The organism is Sphingomonas sp. PP-CE-1A-559, from assembly GCF_004340965.1.
Lineage (GTDB): Bacteria > Pseudomonadota > Alphaproteobacteria > Sphingomonadales > Sphingomonadaceae > Sphingomonas.
In genome coordinates this window covers 780,693-792,095 of sequence record NZ_SLYA01000001.1, presented here as the reverse complement: position 1 = coordinate 792,095, position 11,403 = coordinate 780,693, and the positions used below count along the sequence as shown (strand labels likewise).

Annotated in this window: 12 protein-coding genes; 8 read left to right on the top strand and 4 right to left on the bottom strand. The window is 65.5% G+C overall.

The annotated features are described in order from the left end of the window. Positions 1-36 precede the first annotated feature (36 nt). The 3 genes from C8J42_RS03550 to C8J42_RS03540 all read left to right on the top strand — a co-directional run bounded on the left by C8J42_RS03550 (position 37) and on the right by C8J42_RS03540 (position 1,382). On the top strand, positions 37-330 hold the full coding sequence (locus C8J42_RS03550) for a DUF1330 domain-containing protein (protein WP_133018883.1): 294 nt from the start codon (positions 37-39) through the stop codon (positions 328-330). Between the two features lie 129 nt (positions 331-459). Then, positions 460-756, top strand: coding sequence for a hypothetical protein (locus C8J42_RS03545; protein ID WP_133018882.1), 297 nt, complete (start codon positions 460-462; stop codon positions 754-756). 77 nt (positions 757-833) lie between these two features. Then, on the top strand, positions 834-1,382 hold the full coding sequence (locus C8J42_RS03540) for a glycine zipper 2TM domain-containing protein (protein ID WP_133018881.1): 549 nt from the start codon (positions 834-836) through the stop codon (positions 1,380-1,382). A 139-nt stretch (positions 1,383-1,521) separates the two neighbouring features. On the opposite strand, the gene C8J42_RS03535 is transcribed toward C8J42_RS03540, so the two are convergent. Continuing rightward, positions 1,522-3,633, bottom strand: coding sequence for a prolyl oligopeptidase family serine peptidase (locus tag C8J42_RS03535; RefSeq protein WP_165895413.1), 2,112 nt, complete (start codon positions 3,631-3,633; stop codon positions 1,522-1,524). Positions 3,634-3,782: 149 nt separating this feature from the next. Here C8J42_RS03535 and C8J42_RS03530 point away from each other — a divergent pair, with 149 nt between their 5' ends. Further along, positions 3,783-5,177 carry an MFS transporter gene (locus C8J42_RS03530; protein WP_133018879.1) on the top strand — a complete coding sequence of 465 codons (1,395 nt, stop codon included), beginning with the start codon at positions 3,783-3,785 and terminating at the stop codon, positions 5,175-5,177. A gap of 357 nt (positions 5,178-5,534) precedes the next feature. Here C8J42_RS03530 and C8J42_RS03525 read toward each other — a convergent pair whose 3' ends face one another. Then, the gene (locus tag C8J42_RS03525) at positions 5,535-7,274 is read right to left on the bottom strand and encodes a DUF885 domain-containing protein (RefSeq protein WP_133018878.1); all 1,740 of its coding nucleotides are present in this window, start codon (positions 7,272-7,274) and stop codon (positions 5,535-5,537) included. A gap of 125 nt (positions 7,275-7,399) precedes the next feature. Between C8J42_RS03525 and C8J42_RS03520 the strand changes: the two genes are divergently transcribed. Beyond that, positions 7,400-8,224, top strand: coding sequence for an alpha/beta hydrolase (locus C8J42_RS03520; RefSeq protein ID WP_107952284.1), 825 nt, complete (start codon positions 7,400-7,402; stop codon positions 8,222-8,224). 139 nt (positions 8,225-8,363) lie between these two features. Here the strand turns inward: C8J42_RS03520 and C8J42_RS03515 are convergent, their stop codons facing one another. Continuing rightward, positions 8,364-8,690, bottom strand: a complete 327-nt coding sequence (locus tag C8J42_RS03515; RefSeq protein ID WP_055878455.1) for a septum formation initiator family protein — start codon at positions 8,688-8,690, stop codon at positions 8,364-8,366. 156 nt (positions 8,691-8,846) lie between these two features. Beyond that, positions 8,847-10,127, bottom strand: a complete 1,281-nt coding sequence (gene eno / locus C8J42_RS03510; RefSeq protein ID WP_133018877.1) for a phosphopyruvate hydratase — start codon at positions 10,125-10,127, stop codon at positions 8,847-8,849. A 142-nt stretch (positions 10,128-10,269) separates the two neighbouring features. On the opposite strand from eno, the gene C8J42_RS03505 reads away from it, so the two are divergent. Genes C8J42_RS03505 through C8J42_RS03495 form a run of 3 tightly spaced genes read left to right on the top strand, consistent with a single transcriptional unit; the run spans position 10,270 to position 11,385 of the window. Then, positions 10,270-10,758, top strand: a complete 489-nt coding sequence (locus tag C8J42_RS03505; RefSeq protein WP_056062308.1) for a hypothetical protein — start codon at positions 10,270-10,272, stop codon at positions 10,756-10,758. A 4-nt stretch (positions 10,759-10,762) separates the two neighbouring features. Beyond that, positions 10,763-11,116 (top strand): phage holin family protein, encoded by a 354-nt coding sequence (locus tag C8J42_RS03500; protein WP_243644047.1) that lies wholly within the window; start codon positions 10,763-10,765, stop codon positions 11,114-11,116. Beyond that, a complete protein-coding gene (locus C8J42_RS03495; RefSeq protein ID WP_056486297.1) occupies positions 11,113-11,385 on the top strand; it encodes a hypothetical protein in 273 nt (90 codons plus the stop codon). Before C8J42_RS03500 ends, C8J42_RS03495 begins: the two co-directional genes overlap by 4 nt. Positions 11,386-11,403 lie beyond the last annotated feature (18 nt).

Below are 11,403 nucleotides of genomic sequence, written 5' to 3'. Positions count from 1 at the left end.
TCGCTGCCACCCTGCCGCCGCAGAAGGAGAATGTTGATGACCGCCTATGTCGTATTCGTGCGCAACGAAGTCACCGATGCCGAAGAGATGAAGAAATACCAGGCAAAGGCACCCCTGGCCCGCGAAGGCCGCACGCTGAAGCCACTGGCGTTCTACGGCGCGGTCGAGACGCTCGAAGGTCAGGCTGTCGAGGGCGCCGTGATCCTCGAATTCCCGGACGTGGCCGAGGCGCATGCCTGGTATGACAGCCCGGCCTATCAGGACGCGTTGCAGCACCGCCTGAAGGGCGCCGACTACCGCGTGTTCGTGATAGAAGGGCTCCCCGGCTAACATAGGGCCGGCTGATCCCCGGCTGGCGCGCCCAACCTGTACGTCAGCCAACAACCCCGTTCAGGAACGATGTCTCTCGATAGCCGTATCAACGGCGCATCCCGATTGTCGGGTTCGAGAGGACATCTCATGAAGTTTACGCATCTCATCGCTGCCGGGTTGGCCTTCGCGACACTCGGCCTCGGCGCCGCCGCTCCCGCAGAGGCACAGCGCGGGTACAGCCAGCAGTATCGCGACAACGATCATCGCGGCGACCACCGCGACCATCGTGGCGACCGCCGCGACTATCGCCACAACGACCATCGCGGCGATCGTCACGACGACCGTCGTTATCGTGGTCGCGATCATGATCGTCGCAACTGGAACAACAACCGTCGCTGCCGCACCGAATGGCGCCACAACCGCCGCGTGCAGATCTGCCGCTGATAATTCTTGAAATCGAGTGGGCGGTGGCGCGATGCTGCCGCCCACTCTCGTTGTGACCTTTTTGAAGGACCCGGATCATGAAGCGTTTTCTCGGTACGGCTGCACTGATCGCCGCTACCTGCCTCTCCGCCGCCACCCCCGCGCTCGCGCAGTCGCAGGCCGACGACGCGCGCTTCGCCGCCGCCCAATCGCGTCTCGACAGCGAATTGCAGATCTTCCGCCAGGAATTCGATCGCTATCAGTCGGTCCGCAATCGTGGCGGGTATGTGCCGCAGGGCGGCTATCGCACCGCGCCAGACCGCAGCGGCGGCTATCAGGAAGCCTATCCGGACGAGCGCGACGAGGGTAACTACGACCCCTCGCGCTACTATCGCGCCGGCCCGAACTACCAGGAGCGCACGCTGGCGACCAACGACCGCGTCTATGCCGGGCAGGACGGCAAATATTACTGCAAGCGCAACGACGGCACGACCGGGCTGATCATCGGCGCGGCCGGTGGCGGCATCCTCGGCAACGTGATCGACGGCGGCCGTTCGCGGATCGTCGGCTCGCTGCTGGGCGCAGCGGCGGGTGGCCTCGCCGGGCGTGCAGTCGAGCAGAGCAACAGCCAGGTCCGCTGCCGCTGATCGACGGTCGATCCTCCCCCACCAGGGGAGGTGGCGCCGAAGGTGACGGAGGGGGAGGACACGGAACCGAGGTTTCCCCTTCCTCCCCCTCGTCATACGATGCCTGCACCTTCCCCCTGGCGGGGGAGGATCACAAGCTCTACTTCGCCGGCCCGACCAGCTTCTGCGTGAAATACGTCATCTGCAAAGCCTGCAACCGAGCCCCCTGCTCTATATCCGCATCGCCCGAATGCCCGCCCGCCGTGTCCTCGTAATACAGATACGGCAGCCCATATTCCTTCAACCGCGCCGCGAACTTTCGCGCATGCTGCGGCCCGACCCGGTCGTCCTTGGTCGTCGTCCAGATATACGGCTCCGGATACGCAACGCCCTTCCTGATGTTCTGATACGGCGAGATCGTCTCGAGAAACGCCTTCTCCGCCGGCACCGTCACCGAGCCATATTCGTCGACCCAAGACGCCCCAGCCGCGATCCCCTCGTACCGGATCATGTCGAGCAACGGCACCTGGATCGTCACCGCCTTCCACAAGTCCGGATGCTGGTTGAACTCGACCCCCATCAGCAACCCGCCATTCGACCCGCCATAGATCCCCAGCTTGGCCGGGCTCGTCAGCTTCCGCGCAAACAGGTCCTTCGCGACCGCCGCGAAGTCGTCGTAAATCACCTGCCGCTTGGTCTTGCGCCCGGCGTCATGCCACTTTGGCCCGAACTCGCCGCCGCCGCGGATGTTCGCGAGCACGTACGACCCGCCCCGCTCCAGCCAGAGCTTGCCGGTGCTCCCGGAATAACTCGGCGTCATCGACACCTGGAAACCGCCATACGCCGTCATGATCGTCGGCGTCGTCCCGTCGAGCGCAATGCCCTTCTTGTGGACCACGAAATACGGCACCTTCGTCCCGTCGGTGGACGTCGCCTCGAACTGCTCGACCACATCGTTCGACGCATCGAACTTGGGCGGCAAAGTCTTGATCGGCTTCGGCGCAGCACCCGTCGCCGCATCCAGCGAATAGAGCGAGGTCGGTGTCAGGAACCCGGTGACCGTCAGATACGCATCGTCGCTACGATCGGTCGTGCTCGCGACATCGATCGAAGCATTGTCGGGCAGCGCGATCGGCTTGGCGGTCCAGCCCGCCGCCCCATGCGTATAAACCGACGCGCGCCCACGGACATTGTCCGACACTACCAGCAACAGCTTTGACTTGGTCAGCGCCATCCCGTCGACCGACTGGCGCGGCCCCGGTGCGAACACGATCGTCGGGTTGATCATCCCCTTCTCGACCTCGGATAGCGGCGCCGAAGCAACCGCCCCCTCGGGAATCTTGCCCCACGGATCGCTGGTCGAGAAGATCACCTGCCCGTCGATCATCCCCGCCGGAAACGTCCGGTCGGGCAAGGCAAGAGGCCGCGTCCCCGCCGGCGTCCACACCAGCTTATCCGCGCCGAAGAACGTCTTGCGGCGCTGGATCACGACCAGCCGGTTGCCCTTCTCGTCGGTCAGCACGTCCGCCCCGGTCGCCCCCTGGTCGGTCGCCGCGCCGCGATACACCTCGGTCGCGGCGGTCAGCGGCTGGCCGCGCTTCACCTGCTTCAGCACGAACGCATAGCCCGACTGCGTCGTCGTCCCCGCCCCCCAGTCGCGCGCGACCAGCAGCGTATCCTTGTCGACCCAGCTCGCATCCTGCTTCGACTTCGGCAGCATGAAGCCGCCCTCGACGAACGCGCCGGTCGACAGGTCGAACTCACGATACGTCACCGCGTCCTCGCCGCCCTCCGACAGCGCGACCAAACACAGCCGCTCCTCGGGCTGGAGACAGGTCGACCCCTTCCACACCCACTGCTTGCCCTCGGCCTTGCCCAACGCATCGAGATCGAGCGCGGTCGTCCATTTCGGCGTCGCGCTCGCGTAATCGGCAGCACTCGTCCAACGCCACAGCCCATGCGGATGCTCGGCATCGCGCCAGAAATTGTAGATCCGTCCAAACATCTGGTTCGGCATCGGGATGCGATCCTTGGCCGACGCGATCGCGAGCGCCTCGGCATAGAAGGTCTTGTAGCGCGGATCGTTCTGCAGCCGCGGCAACGTCTTCGCATTCTCCGCCTCGACCCAGGCCAGCGGCTTCGCACCGTCCTTGTCCTCGAGCCAGATATAGGGGTCGGCGGCGGTGTTCGTTTTGGTCATCGGTGCGACTTGGGCAATGGCTGCAGTCCCCGCAAGCAGTGTCGCCGCCGTCGCAAACAAGATACCACGCATATACAACTCCCTACCGTCACCCCGGGCTTGTTCCGGGGTCCACCGATCCGCATAACAAATCCTGTCGATTGTGCGGCACGGTGGTCCCCGGAACAAGGCTCTCCTGAGGAAAGTTGAAGGATCCGGGGTAACGAAGCGAGTTCAAGAAAATGCAGGACGGCCTGCCCAAGCCCCGCCGCTTCGTCGCCATCGCCGCGATCTCGGCGGGCACGGCGCTCACGATCATCGACGGCGGCATCGCCACCGTCGCACTCCCGACGATCGCGCGCGATCTGAACGTCGGCAGCAGCGCGGTGGTGACCGTCGTCACCGTCTACCAGCTGATCCTGGCGATGGCGCTGCTCCCCTTCTCCGGGCTCGGCGACCGCATCGGCCTGAAGCGCATGTACCAATACGGCCAGCTGATCTTCACCGTCGCGACGTTGCTCTGCTTCTTCGCGAAGAGCCTGCCGTTCCTGCTCGTTGTCCGCGCCGCGCAAGCCCTGGGTGCCGCGGCGGCGCTCAGCGTCTCGTCGGCACTGATCCGCTCGATCTACCCGACCAAGCAACTTGGACGCGGGCTCGGCATCAACTCGGTCGTCGTCTCCAGTTCCGCGGCACTCGCCCCGACGATCGGCGGCCTCGTCCTCGCCATCGCCCCCTGGCCCTGGGTGTTCGCCAGCGCCGTACCGTTCGCGATCGCGTCGCTGCTGCTCGGCCGCGCGCTACCCGAACCACGCAAACACGACGAACCCTTCGACGTGCTCGGCGCAGTGATGTGCGCGGCGATGATCGGCCTCGTCATCGGCGGCGCGGAAAGCGCGGTCCACGGCGACAGCCCGATCGTCTCCGCCGCGATCGTCGCGACCGGCATCGTCATCGGCTGGTTCTTCGTGAAGCGCGAGCAAGGCGAGACCAAGCCGATCCTGCCGATCGACCTGCTCGCCCGGCCAGTGCTCGCGCTGTCGGCGATCGGTGCCTACACCGCGTTCATCGCACAGATGACGCTGCTACTCTCGACCCCGTTCCGCCTGACGCACGCCTACGGGTTCAGCGCGGCGGAGGTCGGCGCGGCAATCGCGCCGTGGCCGCTAGCCAACATGTTCGTCGCGCCGCTCTCCGGCTGGTTGTCGGATCGCTACCCGGCCGGGCTGCTCGGTGGGATCGGGATGGGCGTCTCGATCTGCGCGCTGCTGCTGATCGCGTACATGCCCGCAGACCCCGGCTATTTCGACATCGCATGGCGGATGGCATTGTGCGGCTCGGGGTTCGGGATGTTCATGGCCCCGAACGCACGCCTCATCATCGGCTCCGCCCCCCGCGAACGTGCAGCTGCAGCAGGCGGCCTCGTCTCGACGGTCCGCCTGGTAGGCCAGACCACCGGCGCTACCTTGGTCGCCGCCCTCCTGGCCATGGGCGTAGGCGCCGGCATGACCCCGCCCCTCGTCGCCGCAGGCCTAGCGCTAGTCGCAGGCCTATGCAGCCTAAGCCGCCTCCGCCCCTCGATCCGCAACCCACCGACCGAAGAAACGCAGGACGTCCAGCCGGCCTCCCAAGCGAGGTGACTTACTCCCTCTCCCCTCCGGGGAGAGGGTCGGGGTGAGGGGCAGCCCCAAACGCCGCACTGCTTGGCTCCCCCTCACCCCAGCCCTCTCCCCGGAAGGGGGAGAGGGAGCAGAAGAAGAAGCCGAAGAAGAAGAATGTTCACCCGCGAAGGCGGGTGCCCAGTCTGGGTCCCGGCCTTCGCGGGGACACATGCTTTGGTTTGGGACACCCTAACACCGAGAGCTACCACCCCGGCGGAGGCCGGGGCCCAATTGGAAAGGTCGGCGTAACGGAGGACTGCGCTTCGTTAGCGACGCTCCCCAATTGGGCCCCGGCCTTCGCCGGGGTGGACGGAAGGTGATGCAACTCCTCTCAGATCAAAACGCAGCCGAAGCCTTAGCCTCCCCCATCATCGCAGCCCGCACCAAAGGAATCGGCGGCCCCCCATAACTCAAGAACTGGTCATGAAACGCCTTCCAAGCCTCCCGCCCGCCCCGCGTCGCAGTCCAGTCCGCCCGCAGCTTCCGGATCATCAACTTACCCATCGTATAGTTCAGATACGCCGGATCATACGTCCCCCGCGCCGCCTGCTGCTTGGCGTTCCCCTCGTCCTGGTAACACTCGTCGACGAACATCCGGAACGACTGCTCCTGCGTCATCCCCTTCGCATGCATGCGGATCGCCGAAAGATACCGGCAATCCCGCAGCAGAGCGTTCGAGATCTGCCCGACATGCGTCTCAGGATCGCCGTTGTTGAGCCCGGCCTCCCACATCATTTCCTCGGCATAATGCGCCCACCCCTCGGCAAACGCATACCCCACGAACAGCCGCCCGAAGAGCGACGGCGAGCGGTTCGCATGCAGGAACTGGACGAAATGCCCCGGCATCACCTCGTGCACCGAGGTGAACAGCAGGTCGTTCTTGCCCGGCACGAACGCGTCCTGCACCGCCTTGGTCCAGCTCGGATCGGGCGGCGAGATATAGTAGATCGACGGCACGCCCTTATCGAACGGCCCCGGCGGATCGATATACGCCGAGTTCTGCCGGTTATACGGCGGCGATTCCTCGACCAGCGCCTGCTCGGTCCCCGGGATCGTCAGCAAATCATGATCCACGACGAATTTCCGCAACGTCGGGATCTGGCGCCTTGCCTCCGCAACCGGCCCGCCGACCGGCTTGTTCGCGTTCATCTTGTCCATGCACGCGAGGATCGTCTGCCCCTTGGCGAACACCCCGCACACCTGCGCCAACGCCGCCTGGTTGCGCTTCAGGTCGGCGACACCCGCCGCCTCGAGCTGGTCGAGCGGCGTATCGACACCTTCGGTCATCGCCACCATCCGCGCGAACTTGTCCGCCCCGAGCGCGAAATCCTGCGTCGCAGTCGCGCGCTGGCCCTCGGTCCACGTCCCCAGATTATGCATCGCCTTCGACGCCGCCTGCGCCGCATCGGTGAGTTGCTTCTGCGCCGCCGCATCCTTCACGCCCGCAAACGCCTTCACCGCGTCGCCCGCATAATAGTCGGCAAACCCGTTGAACGCCGCCGTCCCGTAATTGACGTAGCTCAGCGGCATCGGCGTCTTGAGGTTCGCCTTGATGTTGCCCGCCGCCACCGGAATTTTCTGCAGGAACGCGGTCAGCGCCTTCATCCGCGTCGGCGCATCGGCATAGTTGCGCGCGATATACGTGTTCGGATCGAGCCCCGCGCTCACATACCAGGCCGGATTATGGTGCGGCTGGTCGGCATCCTCCAACCAGAACAGCTTCCCCTTGGCGACCTGCACCAGATAGTCGCGCTCGAATGCCTCGGCGGGTTTCAGATCCTTGAACGCCCCGGCCTTGTCGATAGCCGCGTGCAGGAAATCGGCTTGCCGCTTCAGTCCCGCCGCGCTCCAGTCGCCCAAGCCGCCGTCATATTCGTGCTTGCCCTGATAGACCGCGTTGGCCGGATCGATCTTGAACCAGCCGTCGATGAAGCCATCGCGGAACCCCGCCCAGTCGCCCTTCGCAGCAGTCGTCGGCGCAGCAGGAGCCTGCGTGTTCGCGGTCGTCTGCGCAGGGCCGCACGCGCTCAAGGCAAGGACCGCGCCGAGCGCCGTCGTCAAAAGTCCGATCCGCATCCTGTCTCCGATTCCGATTCGTCTGGTGCCATGCTGCCAGTCGAAGCCTCGGTACGCCAGCGTGCGGAACGGCGTGCGCGATGAGCCGTTGAACGCACACCTCCCTAGAGAGACTGGATAGCTTGATGCCCTACGTAAAAACCCGTGACGGTACCGATATTTACGTCAAGGATTGGGGCACGGGACGCCCGGTGATCCTGACGCATGGCTGGCCGCTCAACGCCGACAGCTGGGACGCGCAGGCGATGGCGCTCGCGCACGCAGGCTTCCGCGCGATCGCCTATGATCGCCGCGGGTTCGGTCGCTCGGGCCAGCCCTGGACCGGCTACAACTACGACACGCTGACCGACGATCTGGCCGACGTGATGGAAGCCACCGGCGCGAACACCGACGCGACGATCGTCGGCTTCTCGATGGGTGGCGGCGAGATCGCGCGCTACATGAGCCGCTACGAGGGCAAAGGCGTGGTCGCCGCCGGGCTGATCTCTTCTGTCGTGCCGTACATGCTCAAGACCGACGACAACCCGGACGGCGTTCCCGAAGAGACGCTCGCCAGCATCGGCGCCGGTATCGAAGACGACCGCCCGGCGTTCTTCAAGACGTTCCTCCAGCAATTCCTCGGCGTCGGGTTCATCACCTCGCCGGTCAGCGACGAAGTCGTCGACTGGGTCTGGAGTCTGGCGATGCAGGCGGGCCTTCACCCGACGCTGGAGTGCGCCAAGGCGTTCGGCCACACCGACTTCCGTCAGGACCTGGCCGCCTTCCGCGTACCGACGCTGGTCGTCCACGGAACGAGCGACAAGACGGTGCCGATCGACGCCACCGGCCGCGCCGCCGCCAAGGGCATCGCGGACTCGCAGTTGGTCGAATATGACGGCGCCCCGCACGGCCTGACGATCACTGAGAGCGATCGTTTCACCAACGACCTGCTGACCTTCCTGGGACGATAACCTCCGGACGACCACACTTCTTGCCCCTCCCTGGAAGGGAGGGGTCGGGGGTGGGTCGGCTTCCGCACGTCCCATCGGTGGCGGCTCAAGCCCGCCAACCCACCCCCAGCCCCTCCCTTTCAGGGAGGGGAGCAGAGGCTCAATTCCCCAGCGGAACGATAACCTCGTCCGGATGCGCGACGTTCAGCTCTTTCCGGACCATCTCGTCGACCATATCCGGGTTCGCATGATCCGGGTTCAGCAGAGCCACCCGGTTCTTCAAGACCTCACGCTTGCGATCTAGCGCGGCATAGTCCTGCTCGCGCTTCGCAAGCTGGCGCTTGTAATCGCCATACGCGAACATCCCGTTCGGCCCGAGCACGGCATACGCGCCGAAGAACGCCATCAGCGTCAGCCCCAGCGCCGGCCATGCGGCCTTGCGCATCGTCTTCCGCAACTTGCTGGTCTTCGTCGTCACGCGTGCCATGTCGTCCTCCGGTACTCCAAACCCACTCCGTCACCCCGGACTAGTTCCGGGGTCCACCGTCCCGCACAATCAAGTCTGTCGATCATGCGGGACGGTGGATGCCGGAACAAGGCCCTCCTGAGCTAGTCGAAGGGCCCGGCATGACGGATGGGGCAATCAGCTCCCAATCAGGATGTCGCGCCCAGCATAGCGCGCCGCGTCACCCAGCTCTTCCTCGATCCGGATCAGCTGGTTGTACTTCGCCAACCGGTCCGAGCGCGCGAGGCTGCCCGTCTTGATCTGACCGCAGTTGGTCGCGACCGCCAGATCGGCGATCGTCGAATCCTCGGTCTCGCCCGAACGATGCGACATCACCGCGGTGTACTTCGCCCGCTGCGCCATCGACACCGCCTCGAGCGTCTCGGTCAGCGTGCCGATCTGGTTGACCTTCACCAGCAGCGAATTCGCGATACCCTGGTCGATCCCACGCTTCAGGCGCTTCGGGTTGGTCACGAACAGATCGTCGCCGACCAGCTGGACCTTGTCGCCGATCAGGTCGGTGAGCGTCTTCCAGCCCTCCCAATCGTCCTCGCCCATGCCGTCCTCGATCGAGAAGATCGGATAGCGGCGCGTCAGGTCCGCGAGATACTCTGCCATTTCGGCGCTTTCGAGGATCCGGCCCTCGCCCGAGATGTCGTACTTGCCGTTCTTGTAGAACTCGGTCGCCGCGCAATCGAGCGCGAGCATCACGTCCTCGCCGGGCTTGTACCCTGCCTTCTCGATGCTCGACATGATGAAGTCGAGTGCCTCGGTGGTGCTGCCGATGTTCGGTGCGAAGCCGCCCTCGTCGCCGACGCTGGTCGACAGGCCCTTCTCGCTCAGGCCCTTCTTCAGCGTGTGGAAGATCTCCGAGCCGCAGCGGACCGCTTCGAGGATATTCGACGCGCCGACCGGGACCACCATGAACTCCTGGAAGTCGATCGGGTTGTCGGCATGCTCGCCGCCGTTGATGATGTTCATCATCGGTACCGGCAGCAGATGCGCCTGCACGCCGCCGACATAGCGGTACAGCGGCAGGCCACGCGCTTCGGCCGCAGCCTTGGCGACGGCGAGGCTGACGCCGAGGATCGCGTTCGCGCCCAGCCGGCCCTTGTTCTCGGTGCCGTCGAGTTCGATCATCGCGCGGTCGAGGTCCGACTGGTCCTCCGCGTCCATGCCGAGCACGGTGTCGGTGATCTCGTCGTTGACCGCGTCGACCGCGCCATCGACGCCCTTGCCGCCCCAGCGGGTCTTGTCGCCATCGCGCCGCTCGACTGCCTCGTGCGCGCCGGTCGATGCGCCCGAGGGCACGGCGGCGCGGCCGAAGCTGCCGTCTTCGAGCAGCACGTCGACCTCGACGGTCGGATTGCCGCGGCTATCGAGGATCTGGCGTGCATGAAGGTCGATGATTGCGGTCACGTAACGATGCTCCTACAAATCCCGGTGCCGGGTCGTTCGCGCCGCCTCTACCGTCTCACGCCATATCCGGCAATCGCGCGCGCTTCGGGAACCGCGCTCCAACGACGGTGTTGAGAGCGTAACAATTCTGAAAGGGACCGTCATGGCCGACTCCAGCGTAAACGACACCGTCAACGACCTGAAAACGACCGCGAACGAGGTCGGGACCGAGCTCAGCAAGACGATCGATAACGGCGATGTCTCGGCCAAGGCCGGCGACGCGAAGCAGGCGATCAAGGACGGCGCCAACAAGTACACCGCGCAGGCGACCGACAAGGTCCGCACGTTCGCCGAGGACGGCAAGGCACGTGCAAGTGGCGCCCTGGAGCAGGTCGCACAGTTGCTGACCGACGCCGCTGGCCAAGTCGATGAAAAGCTCGGCTCGCAATATGGCGGCTATGCCCGCAGCGCCGCCGACAGCGTCTCGGGCTTCGCCGACCAGGTGAAGGCGAAGGACATCGACGAGTTGTTCGACGACGCGCGCGAACTCGTGCGCAAGTCGCCCGCGATCGCCGTGGGTGCAGCAGCGGCCATCGGCTTCGTCGTCGCGCGACTGGTGCAGTCGGGCGTCGATGCCAACTCGAAGGTCTGACGTCTTGTCCGACCCACTGACGTTCGCGACCGGCGAGGACGAGAGCCTCGTGTCGATCGTCGGTCGCCTGGCGACCGAGACTAAGAGTCTCGCGACCGCGGAGGTCGCCGTCTACAAGGCGAAGTTCGGCGAGACGGCGAGCGCGTACAAGTCGGCCGCAATGTTCTTCGCGGTCGCCGGCGTGCTGGCTCTCGCCGCGCTGATCGCACTGCTGGTCGGTGCGATCTTGACGGTGGCGACGCTGGTGGGGCCAGGATGGGCGACCGCCATCGTCGTGGTGGCCGTCCTCGCAGTGGCGGCGATCCTGGCGATGATCGGCAAGTCGAAGCTTCAGACGAAGAGCGAGCCCGTATCATGACATCCGCCAAAGTCGCCGCCGCAGAGATCGAATCGGCCCTCGCCCGCCAGCGCGTCATGATGACGCTCGGACAGTTGCAGGACCGGCTCAATCCGCGGAAGCTCGCGCTGAACGCCAGCCGCGACGTCGCCGATGCCGGCACCGCCGCGCTCAGCGCCAGCGTCGAAACCGTGAAGCGCAATCCGGGACCGACCGCGGGGTTCGCCGCAGTCGCCGGGCTGTTCCTCGCGCGTCACCGGATCGTCGGACTGTTCCGCCGCGGGCGGTGACCGCCCTGACCACGGTCA

Coding starts and splice junctions, on each gene's coding strand:
- C8J42_RS03545 (WP_133018882.1), top strand. CDS start 460: ATGAAGTTTACGCATCTCATCGCTGCCGGGTTGGCCTTCGCGACACTC.
- C8J42_RS03525 (WP_133018878.1), bottom strand. CDS start 7,274: ATGCGGATCGGACTTTTGACGACGGCGCTCGGCGCGGTCCTTGCCTTG.
- C8J42_RS03540 (WP_133018881.1), top strand. CDS start 834: ATGAAGCGTTTTCTCGGTACGGCTGCACTGATCGCCGCTACCTGCCTC.
- C8J42_RS03495 (WP_056486297.1), top strand. CDS start 11,113: ATGACATCCGCCAAAGTCGCCGCCGCAGAGATCGAATCGGCCCTCGCC.
- C8J42_RS03505 (WP_056062308.1), top strand. CDS start 10,270: ATGGCCGACTCCAGCGTAAACGACACCGTCAACGACCTGAAAACGACC.
- C8J42_RS03535 (WP_165895413.1), bottom strand. CDS start 3,633: ATGCGTGGTATCTTGTTTGCGACGGCGGCGACACTGCTTGCGGGGACT.
- C8J42_RS03515 (WP_055878455.1), bottom strand. CDS start 8,690: ATGGCACGCGTGACGACGAAGACCAGCAAGTTGCGGAAGACGATGCGC.
- C8J42_RS03520 (WP_107952284.1), top strand. CDS start 7,400: ATGCCCTACGTAAAAACCCGTGACGGTACCGATATTTACGTCAAGGAT.
- C8J42_RS03550 (WP_133018883.1), top strand. CDS start 37: ATGACCGCCTATGTCGTATTCGTGCGCAACGAAGTCACCGATGCCGAA.
- C8J42_RS03530 (WP_133018879.1), top strand. CDS start 3,783: ATGCAGGACGGCCTGCCCAAGCCCCGCCGCTTCGTCGCCATCGCCGCG.